Source organism: Vibrio hepatarius, assembly GCF_011806575.1.
Classification (GTDB): Bacteria; Pseudomonadota; Gammaproteobacteria; order Enterobacterales; family Vibrionaceae; genus Vibrio; species Vibrio hepatarius_A.
In genome coordinates this window covers 40,614-57,127 of the sequence record NZ_JAATOO010000027.1, presented here as the reverse complement: position 1 = coordinate 57,127, position 16,514 = coordinate 40,614, and the positions used below count along the sequence as shown (strand labels likewise).

Here is a 16,514-nt window from a genome sequence, read left to right as displayed (position 1 = left end):
TCGTTTCTATCAGGTTATTTTGGTCTTCGACCAACGAGTCCCGGTTGTCCGCAACTCCGGCCGTCCGCCATTTATTCGAAACCCAGTCTTATGACTGGGTTTTTTCGTTAATAAATATCTGCATTTTCCTTATGTCGAGAAAGAGTTCGGCTGAACATAAGTCCGAAAGCCCAAGCCTGACGACTTGGGCTTTTGTATATCCGCTATTCTACGCAGCGCATCGCTCCATTACCTTAGTTATCACTTCAGTTTTATGTACAAAAAAGGCCAGCATATTTGCTGACCTTAAAATAGAGTACTGATACTAAAGGATGTTTTCTCTCACTTCAGGATCTTTACGGTCTAGATAATGAATAGATTTAATTCTACGGATGGTACGGCAACGACCGCGGATAAGTAGTGTTTCTGTTGTTGCGATATTACCTTGACGAGAAATACCTTCTAATAAATCACCTTTAGTGATGCCTGTGGCTGAGAAGATAACGTTGTCGCTGCGTGCCATGTCTTCCATTTTGAGTACTAGGTTGGCTTCAACACCCATTTCAGCGCAGCGTTTAAGCTCTGCAGCACCGTAGATACGATTTTCTTCAGTATCGCCCTTTACTTCGTGACGAGGAAGTAGACGACCATGCATGTCACCATCAAGTGCGCGGATAACCGCTGCTGATACTACGCCTTCAGGGGCGCCACCAATGCAGTACATCACGTCTACTTCGCTATCTGGCATACAAGTCAGAATAGAAGCTGCTACGTCACCATCAGGTACGGCAAATACACGTACACCCATTGACTGCATTTCAGCAATAACCTGGTCATGACGAGGTTTAGCGAGTGTGATTACGACCAAGCTATCCAAAGATTTGTTCAGCGCTTTGGCGATATTCTCTAGGTTTTCTTTTAATGGCTTATTGAGGTCAATACAGCCTTTTGCCCCAGGACCAACAACCAGTTTTTCCATATACATATCAGGCGCTTTTAAGAAGCTGCCTTTTTCACCTGCCGCGAGTACCGCCAGCGCGTTGGATTGTCCCATTGCCGTCATGCGAGTGCCTTCAATTGGATCGACAGCGATATCCACTGCGTCACCACCTAGACCAACACTTTCACCGATATAAAGCATAGGAGCATCATCAATTTCGCCTTCACCGATCACGATCTCGCCGCTGATGTCGGTTTTGTTGAGTAGGGTGCGCATGACTTCTACTGCAGCACCGTCGGCCGCATTTTTATCGCCTCTGCCAAGCCATTTATAGCCTGCTAACGCAGCACCTTCTGTGACTCGTGAAAATGCCATTGCTAAATCGCGTTTCATGATGACTCCAAAGTAAGGGATTAAGAAAACGGCAGGATTCTAACATAATGGAAGGGAAACGTTTGCTATTTTAGCCAATCTGACTTGAACTCGATCAAAACAGTGTTCAAATATGCTCATTTGGTACGTAGTACTGAATTACGTCAGAAGTTTGTTAATCTGTGATGTTTTTTTGACCGAATGGTGCAAAATATCGAATATAGGGCGTGTTTATCATTCCCTGGCTGAGTAGAATGAGGGTATTGAGTGGAGAGCCCTTCACATTAATCGAATAATCTAAAGGTAGGCCCAGATGTCTTTTGAAGTACTAGAACAGCTAGAAGCAAAAATCCAAACTGCAGTTGACACTATCTCTCTTCTACAAATGGAAGTGGAAGAACTAAAAGAAGAGAAAGACAAACTAGCTGCAGAAGCAAGTGAACTTCGCTCTCACCGTGAAGAGCTTGAGCAGAAAGCACAGCAAATGCAGCAAGAGCATGCTGCATGGCAAGACCGCATCCGTAACCTACTAGGTAAGATGGATGAAGTAGAGTAAGTCTTACTCTATATCGAATAGTAAAAAGGTTGGCATATGCCAACCTTTTTCGTTTTCAGGAAGAGAGAATTATAAATTTAAGCAACAGTCGGGCGAACGCCTAAGGTGTGGCACAGTGCGTATGTCATCTCTGCACGGTTTAGTGTGTAAAAATGGAAGTCTTTAACACCTTCACGGCATAGAACACGAATCATGTCGATCGCTTGGCTCGCACCAACGAGTTGGCGTGTTGTTGGGTCATCGTCTAGGCCTTCAAACTGTTTTGCCATCCAGCTAGGTACTCGTACGTTGTTTTGCGCGGCAAAGCGTGACGCTTGTTTAAAGTTAGAAACTGGAAGAATGCCCGGAACGATTTCTACATCGATTCCTGCTGCCACACAACGGTCACGAAAACGTAGGTAGCTTTCAACGTCAAAGAAGAACTGTGTGATCGCACGGTTAGCACCAGCGTCCACTTTGCGTTTTAGATTTAATAAATCCGCTTGAGCACTTTTTGCTTCAGGGTGAACTTCCGGGAAAGCTGCGACAGAGATATCAAAGTCATGGCGTGACTTCAGTAGCTCTACAAGATCAGAGGCATACATATCAGGCTTGCCACCACCCGGTGGAATATCACCACGCAGAGCGACGATGTTTTCGATGCCGTTACGCCAGTAGTCGTCAGCGATTTGAATTAATTCATCGCGGTTAGCGTCAATACAAGTTAAGTGAGGAGCAGCAATCAGACCTGTTTCCGCTTTGATCTCTTTGATAATCGAGTGAGTGCGGTCACGCTCACCAGAGTTTGCACCGTAAGTAACAGAGACAAATTTTGGCTTTAGCGTTTTAAGACGGTGTACCGAGTTCCACAGAGTTTCTTCCATCTTTTCGCTACTCGGCGGAAAGAACTCAAAAGAAACATTAATGTTGTCCGAAAAATCAGCGATATTCTGGTTTAAGGCGTCGATATGGCCTGCGTGTGTGTATCCCATCTTACTCTCTCCCTGTGGGAACTCAGCCCACAAACTTCATAATCCTTGAATTGACGTTTAGACGTCTATATGTCCACAGAATGAATTGAATATGATTTAATGTCAACACTGTGATTATGAATTTTTCTCAAGTTTAGTATGAGATAGATTGAAGATCAGGTTGAAGGGCAGAGAAAAGAAAAAGGCTTAACACGAGAACTATTGTACTAAGCCTTAATTATCAGTTGCTTGAAGAGATTACAAGAAGCTAGAAAGTAAGTTTAAGTCAGATTGGATTGCACCTGATGTGACTTCTCGTCCAGCGCCAGGTCCGCGAATCACCAACGGGTTGTCTTTATACCATTTACTCTCTATCGCAAAGATGTTGTCGCACGGTAGTAAGTTGGCCAATGCATGTTCTTTGCTAAGAGCCTCTACGCCAACGGTGGCTTTACCATCTTTTTCGAGGCGAGCCACATAACGTAGTACTTTATCTTCTCGTTGGGCTTTCGCTAAACGCTCTGCCAGCAACTCACTGAGTAATTCGCTTTTATCTAAGAAGTCATCCAGTGATAACTCAGCCAGTTCTTCTGGTACAAGACTTTCGACTTTGACTGATTCAGGTTCAAGCTCGAGTCCTGCTTCACGGGCAAGGATCACCAGCTTACGCATCACGTCTGAACCATCTAAGTCGTTGCGTGGGTCTGGCTCGGTCAAACCTTGTTGCCAAGCCAAGTCGATCAGTTCGGCAAACGGGACAGAACCGTCGTACTGCTGGAACAACCAAGAGAGCGTTCCAGAGAAGATTCCTGATAGGGCTTGGATCTCGTCACCGCTTTCACGTAAGTCTCTTACCGTGTGGTTGATTGGTAAGCCTGCGCCAACCGTCGCGTTGTACAGCCAGTAGCGATTAATTTTTGCAAACGCGTCTTGGACTTTGTGGTAGTAGCTACTTGGCGCGGCCCCCGCAACCTTGTTGGCTGAGATTAAGTGCATGCCTTGTTCAGCGATCTCAAGATATTTACCGGCTAACTCTTTGCTTGCTGTGACGTCGAGTACGACTACGTCGTCATAGCCCTGTACAGCGCCTAGCTTGCGAATCCATTCACTGGACTGGTAAGACACAGACTCTTCGTCAAAATGGGCGCTGACGCTCGCTGGGTCGATTCCTTGTGGGTTAAACCAGTAGGTTTGGCTATCGATGACAGCAATCAACTCGAAATTCATACCACGACGCTTTTCAAGTTCTGCTTTTTGCTCGGCAAACAACGTTAACCAGCTTGAGCCAATGTTACCCTTACCGCACAGTGCAATTCCCACTCGTTTCTGTGCTTGGAACAACTGGCTGTGGATCGCTTGCACCAGCGGTGTGGTATCGGTTGTACGCAGCACAGCCACTAAGCTAAGGCCTGAATTGGACTCGGAAATAAATTCAACCGGCGCGGATTTGAGTTTTTGGTAGAAACCATAACAGTGATTCGCGTTTTTCGTGACACCCGCACCAACGGCCGCGACCAGCGAATAACCTTCTTGCAGTTTAATTTCCGCTTCGATGGCCGCGTCTTGTAAGTATTCTAGAGCGCCGCCTGCGATCTCAGCAGTGTAAGCCAAACGTAAGCTGTGTTTGTCTTTTTGCACCTCGTAGGTAAGCGGCTCCAGTTGCACGCGCTTTAAGTTGGCCAGCACTTCGCTTTCTAGGCGTTGGAAATCATGTCCTGAAGCGAAGTTCAGTTTGATGATCAGCACTTCATCGAGTGAAGAGATGATCTTGGCACCTCGACCAGAAGCTAAGACGCGCTCGATTCGACTTGAACCTGATTCTGGCTCGTAGCTGCAGCGTAAGTGCAAATCCATGGCGCTTTGAGCGACAGGTTGCAATGTGCGGCTATGGAGTACTGGCGCTGCCAGACGAGCGAGTTCACTCGCTTCATCCAGTCTTAGTAGTGGCAAGAGGCAAGCATCAGTCACAAATCGTGGGTCGGCACTGAAAACGCCCGCAACGTCACTCCAAATGGTCACTCGTGATACTTCGGCTAATGCGCCGATCACGGTGGCTGAGTAATCCGAACCGTTTCGGCCAAGTAAGACGGTTTGACCTAGATAGTTTTGCGCCATAAAGCCCGTAATCACTAGTCGGTGATGAGCATGCTGCGCAAGAATTTCTTTGAGTAATGGGTAAGATGCACCGCGGTCAACTTCAGGTTGAGTTCCGCTTTCGGCGCGCAGGAAAGCTCTCGCATCTTGGGCGACGGCTGCTTGTCCTTCCTGATTGAGTAACGCTGCCAGGAGGCGAGACGACCACGTCTCACCATGACCGAGTACTGCCGCTTTTTCCGCTTCGCTGAGTGGCGCGGTTAACTCGCCCAAAGTCGAAAATTCGTCTTTTAATGTCGCGATCAGCGATGCTTGCTCTTCACCTTGAATCAACTCTTCAACTAGTGAAGTTTGGAATTGACGCAGCGAATTCAATGCGTCATGCGCCAAGCGTCCGTCTTTGTTTAATCCGTCGAGAAACTCCAGCAAGCGGTTGGTCGTTTTACCTGCCGCAGAGACAACGATCAGGTCTTCGTTCCCAGAATACTCTTTGAGAATTTTCGCCACGCGGCGATAGCACTCAGGATCGGCTAAGCTACTGCCACCAAATTTGTGCAACTGACGTGAAGCAGTCATTAAAATGCCTCCTTCGCTTTATTAAAGGCTTGTTCCAGGTCCGCAATCAGGTCTTCGCTGTCTTCTAGGCCGACAGACAATCGTAACAGCTGTTGAGTTACGCCTGCTTCTGCTAGCGCTTGCTCTCCCATCGCACGGTGCGTCATTGAGGCTGGGTGACAGATCAAGCTCTCAACACCCCCTAAAGATTCAGCAAGAGAAAACAGTTCCAGTTCACCAACAAAGAATTTTAGTTGCTCAAAGCTACCTGCAAACTCGAAGCTCAACATCGAGCCAAAGCCCGACTGCTGCTTTTTGGCGATCTCGTGGCCTGGGTGGCTCGGTAAACTAGGGTGATAGATGGTGCCCACCAGCTCTTGCTCGTTCAGGTATGTGAGGATGTGTTGCGAGCTTTCCTCGTGCACTTTCATGCGTGCGCCTAGAGTGCGAATGCCTCTCAACGTCATGTAACTATCAAATGGCGTGCCCGTCGCACCGATACAGTTACCCCACCAAGCTAACTCTTCTGCATGTTCAGCCGTTTTAGTTATAACGACTCCGCCAATTACATCCGAGTGACCATTGATATACTTAGTGGTTGAGTGGATAACGAAGTCGGCGCCCAGCTCTAAAGGCTTTTGGAACACGGGTGTCAAAAAGGTATTGTCTACCGCGACTAATGCGCCAATCTGTTTTGCCTGCGCGCACACTTTTGCGATGTCGACCACGCGAACCAGCGGATTAGATGGTGTCTCTAGCAAGATCAACTTAGGTTTCTGTGCGAGTGCATCCGCAAGCGCTTGTTCGTCGGATTGGTCAACGAATAGTACTTTGAAGTCACCTTTTTGAGCGCGAGTGTTGAATAGGCGGTATGTGCCGCCATAACAATCGTGTGGTGCAACGATCAGGTCATCCGGTCCGATGAAGGCGGAAACCCACAAGTTGAGCGCGGAAGTACCACAGTTGGTGACGACGGCACCTTTGCCAGATTCCAACTCGAACAGTGCCGTTTCCAGCAGTCCTCGGTTTGGGTTTCCTGAACGGGTGTAATCGTAAGTTGGTACTTCACCAAAAGCCGGGAAGCCATAGTTAGTCGATAGGTAAATAGGGGGTACGACAGCGTGGTGCTGTGTGTCAGATTCGATACCAGTTCGTACCGCGATAGTGGCTGGCTTGCGGGCGCTCATAAGTGTTTCCTTTCGAACGTTGGTGACATCTTGTAGGGAATACGCTATACCTGAGGGTGTTAGATATATGTAACTCCGGTTCCATAGCGACCACTTTACTTCTCATTTTTTAAGACGTCAACACTTCTAGACGTCCATATGTCTTTGCTTATAGCCATGAATCCCGCTAAAATTGCACTCCTAACTTTTAAACACAAAGAATTTCAAAGGTGCGCAATGGCAGATTGGAACGGCGAATACATTAGTCCATACGCTGAACACGGAAAGAAAAGCGAACAAGTAAAAAAGATTACGGTTTCTATTCCTCTTAAAGTATTGAAGGTGTTAACCGACGAGCGTACACGCCGCCAGATTAACAACTTGCGCCATGCAACAAACAGTGAATTGTTGTGTGAAGCGTTCTTGCATGCATATACCGGTCAGCCACTGCCAACCGATGAAGATCTACGTAAAGACCGTCCTGATGACATCCCAACAGAAGCAAAACAGCTGATGACTGAGATGGGGATTGAGTTTGAGGCGTTTGACGACTAATAACGAAGTGTTGTGTTGACGCACACACGATAAAGTCAAAGTGCACCTTTTTCGCTTATGCTGGTCATTGTCTAAAAAACAAAAAAGCCGCTGATTGCAATCAGCGGCTTTTTCTTATTTGAAACTGAGCTTTTAAGCTTCCATGTAGTTTGCTGGCATTTCGATACGAGCAACACCTGATTCTACCGCTGCCTGAGCAACTGCTTTTGCTACACGAGGAAGTAGGCGTGGGTCCATTGGTTTTGGAATAATGTAACCAGAACCAAACTCAAGGCTATCTACACCCGCCGCTTTTAGTACTTCAGCTGGTACCTCTTCTTTCGCTAGTTCACGGATAGCTTCAACCGCTGCCAGCTTCATTTCATCGTTAATTTCGCTAGCACGAACATCCAGTGCGCCACGGAAGATGAATGGGAAACAAAGTACGTTGTTTACCTGGTTAGGGTAGTCACTACGGCCAGTACCCATGATTAGGTCATCACGAACTTGATGAGCCAGCTCTGGCTTGATCTCTGGATCAGGGTTTGAACAGGCGAAAACAACTGGCTTGTCAGCCATGAGCTTAAGTGCTTCTGGAGACAGTAGGTTTGGACCAGATACACCTAGGAATAGATCTGCACCGTCGATAACGTCTTCAAGTGTACGTTTGTCGGTGTTGTTCGCAAATAGTTGTTTGTACTCGTTCAGGTCATCGCGGCGAGTGTGGATCACACCTTTACGGTCAAGCATGTAGATTTTCTCACGCATCGCGCCACACTTGATCAGTAGCTCCATACACGCGACTGCTGCTGCGCCCGCACCTAAACAAACGATAGTGGCTTCTTCTAGCTTCTTACCTTGCAGTTCGATCGCATTCAGCATGCCCGCAGCCGTTACGATTGCAGTACCGTGTTGGTCATCGTGGAAAACTGGCACATCACAACGCTCAATCAGTTGCTTTTCAATCTCGAAACAGTCTGGTGCTTTGATGTCTTCTAGGTTGATACCACCAAATGTGTCAGCGATGTTCGCTACTGTGTCGACAAACTCTTCGATAGTGCGGTGTTTTACTTCAATATCAATTGAGTCTAAGCCAGCAAAGCGTTTGAACAGTAGCGCTTTACCTTCCATTACTGGTTTAGAAGCCATAGGACCTAAGTTACCTAGGCCAAGAATCGCCGTACCGTTTGAGATAACTGCGACCATGTTACCTTTTGACGTGTACTTATAAATGTTGTCAGGGTTTTGCGCGATTTCACGAACTGGCTCAGCAACACCTGGGCTGTAGGCTAGCGCTAGGTCGTTAGCCGTCTCTGCTGGTGTAGTGAGTTCAACCGAAATTTTACCAGCCGTTGGGAAAGCATGGTAATCAAGCGCTTGCTGACGAAATTGTTCTTCAGGAGATAGTTCTTGGCGATTGTCTTCTGACATAGGTGTGGGTACTCGTTAATAATTATAAGGAAAGGGGGAACCCATTTTAGAGTAACTAAGTCAAGCTGCATAGGTAGTAATGCGACCAATCACTACAAAATGTGGGAATTCACTGGAGATAAGACCAGATACGCAAACAACACGCTGAGAAATGTCGTTTATGGAATGGCAAAGCTCTGTTTACAGAGAGAAGAAAAACAAAAAGGACGCCGTAGCGTCCTTTTTAAATTCGGTTACAAGGAAGAAATTACTTCTTGCTTGATAGCGCACCGAAACGTTTGTTGAAGCGATCAACACGGCCGCCTGTATCAACGATACGTTGCTTACCAGTGTAGAATGGGTGACATTTGTCACAAACGTCTAGGTGGATAGAATCTTTAGCTAGAGTTGAGTTGAACTCGAAAGAGTTACCACAAGAACAAGTCGCTTTGATTGCTTTGTATTCTGGGTGGATACCAGTTTTCATGGGAGAACCTCTAAATATAGGCCGTGTCGCTATCCGAATCTTAGCCGGACACCACACGTAGTTAATAAAAATTAGCTTGGATACCGCTGCTCAAAAAGCAAGCCATATCTCTAAGGCGCGATATAGTAATGAATACGCAGGCTGGGATCAACCAATTTACCGCAGAAAGTGGTACTTTTTTGTTCATTTCTAACTCACAGTCGTGAAAGCGGAGTGGGCACCCCAGTGCGTTGGATGAGGCTTTTACGTCTCCGGCTTTTCCCTTAGACTAACCGAGTTGATTTTCTTCATTCCTAATGGCCTATATGCGACCGACGATTGCCCGAGTGGCTTTGCCTGTTCCACTTGATAAACAGTTCGACTATTTGATTCCGCCTCACCTGTTTCCGATCATTGGTGGGCGCGTTTCTGTGCCATTCGGACGCCAAACACTCGTTGGGGTCGTTACCGCACTGGTCAATCATTCCGAGTTTAGTGAACAGCAACTCAAGTCAATAAAGCAAGTACTCGACAGCCAACCGGTGTGGCCAGAAAAACTCTACCAATTGCTGTATTGGTGCAGCCAGTTCTACCAATATCCGCTCGGAGATACATTGCTCAACGCGATGCCAAGTGCATTGCGAAAAGGCAAAGAAGCTGACTTCGCTGCTTTGGTCGAGTGGCAATTGACCGCAGCAGGAAGAGATCAGTTAATGGTTGGCTTTGGTCGCGCTGTTAAGCAAGCTAAAGTGATGCACATGCTTGAGTCTGGGCCTGTCGCTCATCAGACATTTATCGATGAAGAAGTCGGCTCTGCGGTGTTAAAAACGCTGGTGGAGAAAGGCTGGATTGAATCGATAGAAAACAAGCCTGTGGTGCGTGACTGGAGCAAAGACGTTGAGGCGGATGTCGATAAGCCCAAGCTCAATACCGAGCAGGCGGTCGCGATTGCAACGGTCAACAGCTCACAAGGCTTTGGTTGCTTCCTACTTGAAGGGGTGACCGGCTCGGGTAAAACAGAAGTGTACCTGAACCTAATCAAGCCAGTATTGGAAAAGGGTAAGCAAGCGCTCGTTCTGGTGCCTGAAATTGGCTTGACGCCACAGACCATCAACCGATTTAAGAAACGTTTTAACGTGCCGGTTGAAGTGATTCACTCTGGTCTGAATGAGACCGAACGTCTTAATTCGTGGCTCTGCGCGCGTGACAAAGCGGCGGGGATCGTGATTGGTACTCGTTCTGCATTGCTTACGCCGTTTGCCGATCTGGGCATCATTATCGTGGATGAAGAACACGATACCTCTTACAAGCAACAAGACAGCTTGCGCTATCACGCTCGTGATGTCGCTGTAATGCGTGCCAACAAAGAACAGATTCCGATCGTTCTTGGCTCTGCCACTCCTGCACTAGAAACCTTGCATAACGCTTTGGTCGGCAAGTATCACCATCTTGTGTTGTCGAATCGTGCGGGCAGTGCGGTACCGACCACCAACAAAGTATTGGATATTAAAGGTGCGTACCTAGAAAGTGGTTTATCTGCCGCGCTGATTGCTGAGATGCGCAAACATCTGCAAGCGGGCAACCAGGTGATGCTATTTCTCAACCGTCGCGGTTTTTCTCCGGCGCTGATGTGTCATGAGTGTGGTTGGATTGCCGAGTGCAAACGTTGTGATGCCTATTACACCTACCACCAAAACAACAATGAAATCCGCTGTCACCATTGTGGTTCGCAGCAACCGATCATTCATCAGTGTCAGGGGTGTGGTTCCACGCACTTAGTGACAGTAGGGGTGGGGACAGAACAGCTTGAAAAGCAGCTGGCCGATTTGTTTCCTGAGTTCAAAACCATTCGTATTGATCGTGATAGCACTCGACGTAAAGGCAGCCTTGAGAGTGCACTGACGTCGATCCGCAACGGCGAATACCAAATCTTGATTGGGACGCAGATGCTGGCAAAAGGGCACCATTTCCCAGACGTCACGCTGGTGGCATTATTAGATGTGGATGGTTCACTTTACAGTAGCGATTTCCGCGCTTCTGAACGACTGGCGCAGTTGTTTATTCAGGTCGCCGGTCGTGCTGGACGCGCCAGTAAACCTGGAGAGGTGGTACTGCAGACTCACCATCCTGAACACAGTTTATTGCAGGCCTTGTTAACCAAGAGCTACCGTCACTTTGCCGATACGGCGTTACAAGAACGTAAACTTGCAATGCTACCGCCGTTTTCTTTTCTCACTATGTTCCGAGCGGAGTCAAACCACAGCGAGCTAGTCGAAAGCTTCCTTAGACAAGTGCGTCATACACTCGAAGCGCACCCATTGTTTGACGAGTTCTGTATGGTACTGGGGCCGACCCCTGCGCCATTGGCGAAACGAGCAGGGAAATACCGTTGGCAATTGTTGTTGCAAGCGCAGAACCGTTCGACAATGCAAAAGTTATTGGTGAGCGCCAAACCCGCGATACAAATCTTACCAGATGCCAAAAAAGTGCGCTGGACACTCGATATCGAGCCGCAAGATCTAAGCTAAAAATTTGTTATCAGACATCGCTTTTACCGTCATGCATTTTCATTGAGTTTGCTGTTAACGAAGATGCATATCGCGCTTATGTGTCTCGCGCTTGCACTTTTTTCATTTATTTGTGATTCAGATCTTGCTGTGACTCCTATTTTTGTTAAATCTCCCGTAACTTTGTGCGACGAAATGAATAAACTAGGTGTTGCTTGTTTTATAGCACCATAAATTACAACAAGTTAATCGTTTGCTTTTTGTGGGTTAGATAAGAATGAGCTTTAGCTCATCATGGCGCATTCTGCTCGGTTAATGTGCGAGAATTTCAAATTTCGACAGCCCAGACTGTCAATTTCGGAAAGTTAAGAGGGTAAAAAACTTATGGCGACAATGAAGGATGTTGCCCAGCTAGCGGGAGTTTCGACAGCGACAGTTTCTAGAGCGTTGATGAATCCGGAGAAAGTATCTTCAGCGACGCGAAAACGCGTAGAAGATGCCGTGCTAGAAGCTGGATATTCACCAAACTCTTTAGCGCGAAATCTGCGTCGTAACGAATCAAAAACCATTATTGCCATTGTTCCAGATATCTGTGATCCGTATTACACAGAGATTATTCGCGGCATCGAAGACGCGGCGATGGAGCACGGTTATATTGTTCTACTAGGCGACAGTGGCCAGCAGAAAAAACGCGAAAGTTCGTTCGTAAACCTCGTTTTTACTAAACAAGCTGACGGTATGCTACTTTTGGGCACCGACCTCCCTTTTGATGTCAGCAAGCCAGAACAAAAGAATTTGCCGCCGATGGTGATGGCGTGTGAATTTGCTCCTGAGTTAGAGTTGCCAACCGTTCATATCGATAACTTGACGTCGGCTTTCGAAGCGGTGAACTACCTAACCCAGATGGGGCATAAGCGTGTCGCGCAGATCTCCGGTCCTGACGATGCGGCATTATGTCAGTTCCGTCATCAAGGGTATCAACAAGCCCTACGTCGTGCGGGCATTACCATGAATCCGAACTACTGCGTGTATGGTGATTTCTCATTTGCGGCGGGTGCGAAAGCGGTTCGACAATTATTGGCACTGCCAGAACCACCAACGGCCATTTTCTGTCATAACGATGCAATGGCGATTGGTGCGATTCAGCAAGCGAAAAAACAGGGCTTGCGCGTCCCACAAGACCTATCTGTGGTCGGCTTTGATGATATTCAATTTGCCCAGTTCTGCGATCCACCGTTGACAACCATTTCTCAGCCAAGATATGAAATCGGCCGTCAGGCAATGCTGATGATGCTTGAGCTGCTGCGTGGTCACGATGTACGTGCGGGGTCTCGACTACTGGAAACTGAACTGGTTGTCAGGGAAAGTGCCGCGCCACCGCGCGTGTTCTAAATCCATTTCGGCGGCGCAAATTATGGCGCCGCTTTTATTTCAACTCTGTCATCATATGCCGTTCTGAATTAACATAGCGGTAGTGGTAACAAACGATTGATGTACAACAGTGGCAAACAGAGATTATGTAAAACGTGGTCGTGGCAACGGTGGGCGTAAACCAGCGCCGAAGAAAACCGCCCCACGCAGAAAACCTTGGCGCAGTGGGCTTATCGCTGTCTTATTGGTTGGTGGATTTGGCTATGGCCTATACACGCTGAGTAACGATCCTGCTCCGCCGGAACCTGTTGTGCAAACCAAACCTAAGCCAAAACCGAAACCACAGAAGACATTGCCACCACCTCCTGAAGAAAAATGGGACTACGTGGAGTCGCTGCCAAACAGTGAAATCTCGGTAAAAGCGAAGGAATTGGAAGTTTCCGAAATTCCTTACATCATGCAGTGCGGTGCGTATAAAACAGCGCAGCAAGCAGAAGCGCGTAAGTTGGATATCGCCTTCCAAGGCATCAATAGCAAGATTCGTAAGAAAGAAGACAGCAGCTGGTATCGAGTGGTTTTAGGTCCATATAAATTCAAGCGAGATGCAGAACGCGATAAGCACAAACTGCAACGCGCTAAGATTGAGCCGTGCGCGATCTGGAAAGATACCTAATCCCTCATCCCTTCTGAAAGCCCACAATGAAGAAAATCTTATTGTGGGTTTTTTGTTGCCTGTGTTCTCCCCTTGAATTCCTTTACTCAGATCCTCATATATCCTTTAACACAGAAATTAAAGCAACTATGAGGCCCTACTCGTGACTACCATTGTATCTGTACGCCGTAATAATAAAGTCGTCATCGCAGGTGACGGACAAGTATCACTAGGTAACACAGTAATGAAGGGCAATGCGCGCAAAGTGCGTCGCCTCTACAACAACAAAGTACTGGCAGGTTTTGCTGGTGGTACTGCCGACGCGTTCACCCTGTTTGAGCGCTTTGAAAGCAAGCTACAGATGCACCAAGGGCATTTAACCAAAGCGGCGGTAGAGCTAGCGAAAGACTGGCGTAGCGACCGTGCTCTGCGTAAGCTTGAAGCGCTACTGGCTGTTGCCGACGAAACTGCGTCTCTGATCATTACCGGTAACGGCGATGTGGTTCAGCCAGAGAATGACCTGATTGCGATTGGCTCAGGTGGCAACTTCGCCCAAGCTGCTGCGACTGCACTACTAGAAAACACTGACTTGGATGCGCGTGAAATCGCAGAGAAATCACTGAAAATTGCCGGTGATATCTGCGTGTTCACTAACCATCACCACACTATCGAAGAACTAGAAATCCCAGCAGATAAAATCGCTGAATAAAAGCAAAGATAGTGGCCCAAAGATTTAAGGAAACTGATTATGTCTGAAATGACTCCTCGCGAAATTGTTCATGAACTTAACCGCCATATCATTGGTCAGGAAAAAGCGAAACGCTCGGTAGCGATTGCGCTGCGTAACCGCTGGCGTCGAATGCAGCTTGAAGAAAGCCTGCGTGTTGAAGTAACGCCAAAGAACATTCTGATGATTGGCCCGACGGGTGTGGGTAAAACAGAAATTGCCCGCCGTCTGGCGAAACTGGCAAATGCGCCGTTTATCAAAGTGGAAGCGACCAAGTTCACCGAGGTGGGGTATGTCGGTAAAGAAGTGGAAACGATCATCCGCGATCTCACTGACGTTGCGATTAAAATGACCCACCAACAAGCGATGGAAAAAGTAAAATTCCGAGCACAAGAGCAAGCAGAAGAGCGCATTCTTGATGCCTTGCTACCGCCAGCGCGTGACGCTTGGGGACAAAATGAGCAGTCAGAAGATAACTCGACTACTCGCCAAGTGTTCCGCAAAAAACTGCGTGAAGGCAAACTCGATGATAAAGAGATCGAAGTCGATGTAGCCGCACCACAAATGGGTGTGGAAATCATGGCGCCTCCTGGTATGGAAGAGATGACCAACCAGCTACAAGGTATGTTCCAAAACCTAGCGGGCGACACCAAGAAAAAACGCAAGCTGAAAATCAAAGACGCGTTTAAAGCGATCACTGAAGAAGAAGCAGCGAAGCTAGTTAACCAAGAAGAGCTAAAAGAGCAAGCGATCTACAACGTTGAAAACAACGGTATCGTGTTTATCGATGAGATCGATAAGATCTGTAAACGTGGTGAAAGCTCGGGTCCAGACGTCTCGCGTGAAGGTGTACAGCGTGACTTACTACCGCTGATCGAAGGTAGCACGGTTTCTACCAAGCATGGCATGGTGAAAACTGACCATATTCTGTTCGTTGCGTCAGGTGCGTTCCAAGTGGCGAAACCATCAGATTTGATCCCTGAGCTACAAGGTCGTCTACCTATCCGTGTTGAGCTTGAAGCGCTATCAAGTCACGACTTTAAACGTATCCTGACGGAGCCGAAAGCGTCGCTGACCGAGCAGTACATCGCACTGATGAAGACCGAAAACGTCGATATTGAATTTACTGAAGACGGTATTACGCAAATTGCTGAAGCTGCGTGGACAGTCAACGAAACCACAGAAAACATCGGTGCGCGTCGCCTGCATACTGTGATGGAGCGTCTGATGGATGAAATCTCCTTTGACGCGACGGACAAAGCGGGGACTAAGCTGACGATTGACGCGCAGTACGTATCGCAGCGCTTGGGTGAATTTGTCGAAGACGAAGACCTAAGCCGCTTTATTCTGTAAAGCAGCAGAGAAACCAATCAAAGAGCCGCCCTTGGGGCGGCTCTTTTTTATCGGCAAAAAAATAGGCTGATAGCGAACCATCAGCCTATTTTTATTTTTGGGTGTCGCTTATAGCATCAGGATGAAAACCACAGATAATGCTGAGATAAGGCCTGCGAAAGCATAACAGCCAATTTTACCCGCGATACCAGCGTGGATTTTTAGATCGTGCATACCGTGGTGCACACGGTGCATTGCGTGCCACATTGGCAGGGCAAGCGTACCGATGATAAATAGTGCACCGATGATGCTGGTAGCAAAGTCGACCACACGATCATAACTGAGTGCTTCTGCATCAATGATGCCCAATGGTGCAAGCACACCTAGCACCAGAATCGTCACTGGCGTGATCATCGCGAACCATGTACCGCCTGCGCCAAACAGTCCCCACCAAACGGGCTCATCTGAACGTTTTGGTGCTCTGTCTACTTTGTAATTCGTATTCATTTCAAAGGCTCCTTACACCACAACAAGAACAATCAGTGAGATAAACGCCACTGCAGCCCATTGAGTCAGTACGATAACTTTCTTATCTACTGGCTTGCCTTTTAGGCGGATAGGCATAACTTGCGGCATCATGCTGAAGAATGTCTGTGCGTGCATTAAGCTACCAGCAAGAGCAACGATATTGATCGCAACCACAACTGGATTCGCCATAAAACCTAGCCACGCTTGCCATGCTTCAGGTCCCTTAACCAACGAACCCAGACCGAAAGTCAGGAAGATCGTGAATAGGATCAGAGGAAGAACCGTTGCTTCACGTAGCATGTAGAAGCGATAGAACGGATGATCTTTCCACCAAGTGCGTTTTACTTCACGAACGTAAGGTTTACGATTACTCAT

Annotated in this window: 15 protein-coding genes; 7 read left to right on the top strand and 8 right to left on the bottom strand. The window is 47.6% G+C overall.

Annotation, left to right across the window (positions count from 1 at the left end; genetic code table 11):
• Nucleotides 1–304 precede the first annotated feature (304 nt).
• Nucleotides 305–1,312: a class II fructose-bisphosphatase gene (glpX, locus tag HCZ42_RS18170; RefSeq protein ID WP_167422171.1), complete on the bottom strand. Its 1,008-nt coding sequence runs from the start codon at nucleotides 1,310–1,312 to the stop codon at nucleotides 305–307.
• Between the two features lie 292 nt (nucleotides 1,313–1,604).
• Between glpX and zapB the strand changes: the two genes are divergently transcribed.
• Nucleotides 1,605–1,847 carry a cell division protein ZapB gene (zapB, locus tag HCZ42_RS18165; protein WP_053410195.1) on the top strand — a complete coding sequence of 81 codons (243 nt, stop codon included), beginning with the start codon at nucleotides 1,605–1,607 and terminating at the stop codon, nucleotides 1,845–1,847.
• Between the two features lie 77 nt (nucleotides 1,848–1,924).
• On the opposite strand, the gene metF is transcribed toward zapB, so the two are convergent.
• From metF to HCZ42_RS18150, 3 genes are all read right to left on the bottom strand, one after another.
• Nucleotides 1,925–2,818 carry a methylenetetrahydrofolate reductase gene (gene metF, locus HCZ42_RS18160; RefSeq protein WP_053410194.1) on the bottom strand — a complete coding sequence of 298 codons (894 nt, stop codon included), beginning with the start codon at nucleotides 2,816–2,818 and terminating at the stop codon, nucleotides 1,925–1,927.
• Between the two features lie 237 nt (nucleotides 2,819–3,055).
• Nucleotides 3,056–5,467, bottom strand: coding sequence for a bifunctional aspartate kinase/homoserine dehydrogenase II (locus HCZ42_RS18155; RefSeq protein ID WP_167422170.1), 2,412 nt, complete (start codon nucleotides 5,465–5,467; stop codon nucleotides 3,056–3,058).
• On the bottom strand, nucleotides 5,467–6,633 hold the full coding sequence (locus HCZ42_RS18150) for an O-succinylhomoserine (thiol)-lyase (RefSeq protein ID WP_167422169.1): 1,167 nt from the start codon (nucleotides 6,631–6,633) through the stop codon (nucleotides 5,467–5,469). Before HCZ42_RS18150 ends, HCZ42_RS18155 begins: the two co-directional genes overlap by 1 nt.
• A 216-nt stretch (nucleotides 6,634–6,849) precedes the next feature.
• Here HCZ42_RS18150 and metJ point away from each other — a divergent pair, with 216 nt between their 5' ends.
• On the top strand, nucleotides 6,850–7,167 hold the full coding sequence (gene metJ / locus HCZ42_RS18145) for a met regulon transcriptional regulator MetJ (protein ID WP_053410191.1): 318 nt from the start codon (nucleotides 6,850–6,852) through the stop codon (nucleotides 7,165–7,167).
• A gap of 132 nt (nucleotides 7,168–7,299) precedes the next feature.
• On the opposite strand, the gene HCZ42_RS18140 is transcribed toward metJ, so the two are convergent.
• Nucleotides 7,300–8,577 (bottom strand): malic enzyme-like NAD(P)-binding protein, encoded by a 1,278-nt coding sequence (locus HCZ42_RS18140; RefSeq protein ID WP_167422168.1) that lies wholly within the window; start codon nucleotides 8,575–8,577, stop codon nucleotides 7,300–7,302.
• Nucleotides 8,578–8,824: 247 nt separating this feature from the next.
• Nucleotides 8,825–9,043, bottom strand: coding sequence for a 50S ribosomal protein L31 (rpmE, locus tag HCZ42_RS18135; RefSeq protein ID WP_053410189.1), 219 nt, complete (start codon nucleotides 9,041–9,043; stop codon nucleotides 8,825–8,827).
• Nucleotides 9,044–9,348: 305 nt separating this feature from the next.
• Here rpmE and priA point away from each other — a divergent pair, with 305 nt between their 5' ends.
• The 5 genes from priA to hslU all read left to right on the top strand — a co-directional run bounded on the left by priA (nucleotide 9,349) and on the right by hslU (nucleotide 15,632).
• Nucleotides 9,349–11,550, top strand: a complete 2,202-nt coding sequence (gene priA, locus HCZ42_RS18130) for a primosomal protein N' (RefSeq protein ID WP_167422167.1) — start codon at nucleotides 9,349–9,351, stop codon at nucleotides 11,548–11,550.
• A gap of 363 nt (nucleotides 11,551–11,913) precedes the next feature.
• Nucleotides 11,914–12,921, top strand: a complete 1,008-nt coding sequence (cytR, locus tag HCZ42_RS18125) for a DNA-binding transcriptional regulator CytR (protein ID WP_167422166.1) — start codon at nucleotides 11,914–11,916, stop codon at nucleotides 12,919–12,921.
• 109 nt (nucleotides 12,922–13,030) lie between these two features.
• A complete protein-coding gene (gene ftsN / locus HCZ42_RS18120; RefSeq protein WP_053410186.1) occupies nucleotides 13,031–13,573 on the top strand; it encodes a cell division protein FtsN in 543 nt (180 codons plus the stop codon).
• Nucleotides 13,574–13,715: 142 nt separating this feature from the next.
• Nucleotides 13,716–14,261 carry an ATP-dependent protease subunit HslV gene (hslV, locus tag HCZ42_RS18115; protein WP_053410185.1) on the top strand — a complete coding sequence of 182 codons (546 nt, stop codon included), beginning with the start codon at nucleotides 13,716–13,718 and terminating at the stop codon, nucleotides 14,259–14,261.
• Nucleotides 14,262–14,300: 39 nt separating this feature from the next.
• Nucleotides 14,301–15,632, top strand: coding sequence for an HslU--HslV peptidase ATPase subunit (hslU, locus tag HCZ42_RS18110; RefSeq protein WP_167422165.1), 1,332 nt, complete (start codon nucleotides 14,301–14,303; stop codon nucleotides 15,630–15,632).
• 108 nt (nucleotides 15,633–15,740) lie between these two features.
• On the opposite strand, the gene frdD is transcribed toward hslU, so the two are convergent.
• Together frdD and frdC are read right to left on the bottom strand one after the other, a co-directional pair.
• A complete protein-coding gene (gene frdD, locus HCZ42_RS18105; protein WP_167422164.1) occupies nucleotides 15,741–16,118 on the bottom strand; it encodes a fumarate reductase subunit FrdD in 378 nt (125 codons plus the stop codon).
• A 12-nt stretch (nucleotides 16,119–16,130) separates the two neighbouring features.
• Nucleotides 16,131–16,514 carry a fumarate reductase subunit FrdC gene (frdC, locus tag HCZ42_RS18100; protein ID WP_167422163.1) on the bottom strand — a complete coding sequence of 128 codons (384 nt, stop codon included), beginning with the start codon at nucleotides 16,512–16,514 and terminating at the stop codon, nucleotides 16,131–16,133.

Coding starts and splice junctions, on each gene's coding strand:
- glpX (WP_167422171.1), bottom strand. CDS start 1,312: ATGAAACGCGATTTAGCAATGGCATTTTCACGAGTCACAGAAGGTGCT.
- zapB (WP_053410195.1), top strand. CDS start 1,605: ATGTCTTTTGAAGTACTAGAACAGCTAGAAGCAAAAATCCAAACTGCA.
- metF (WP_053410194.1), bottom strand. CDS start 2,818: ATGGGATACACACACGCAGGCCATATCGACGCCTTAAACCAGAATATC.
- HCZ42_RS18155 (WP_167422170.1), bottom strand. CDS start 5,467: ATGACTGCTTCACGTCAGTTGCACAAATTTGGTGGCAGTAGCTTAGCC.
- HCZ42_RS18150 (WP_167422169.1), bottom strand. CDS start 6,633: ATGAGCGCCCGCAAGCCAGCCACTATCGCGGTACGAACTGGTATCGAA.
- metJ (WP_053410191.1), top strand. CDS start 6,850: ATGGCAGATTGGAACGGCGAATACATTAGTCCATACGCTGAACACGGA.
- HCZ42_RS18140 (WP_167422168.1), bottom strand. CDS start 8,577: ATGTCAGAAGACAATCGCCAAGAACTATCTCCTGAAGAACAATTTCGT.
- rpmE (WP_053410189.1), bottom strand. CDS start 9,043: ATGAAAACTGGTATCCACCCAGAATACAAAGCAATCAAAGCGACTTGT.
- priA (WP_167422167.1), top strand. CDS start 9,349: ATGCGACCGACGATTGCCCGAGTGGCTTTGCCTGTTCCACTTGATAAA.
- cytR (WP_167422166.1), top strand. CDS start 11,914: ATGGCGACAATGAAGGATGTTGCCCAGCTAGCGGGAGTTTCGACAGCG.
- hslU (WP_167422165.1), top strand. CDS start 14,301: ATGTCTGAAATGACTCCTCGCGAAATTGTTCATGAACTTAACCGCCAT.
- frdD (WP_167422164.1), bottom strand. CDS start 16,118: ATGAATACGAATTACAAAGTAGACAGAGCACCAAAACGTTCAGATGAG.
- frdC (WP_167422163.1), bottom strand. CDS start 16,514: ATGAGTAATCGTAAACCTTACGTTCGTGAAGTAAAACGCACTTGGTGG.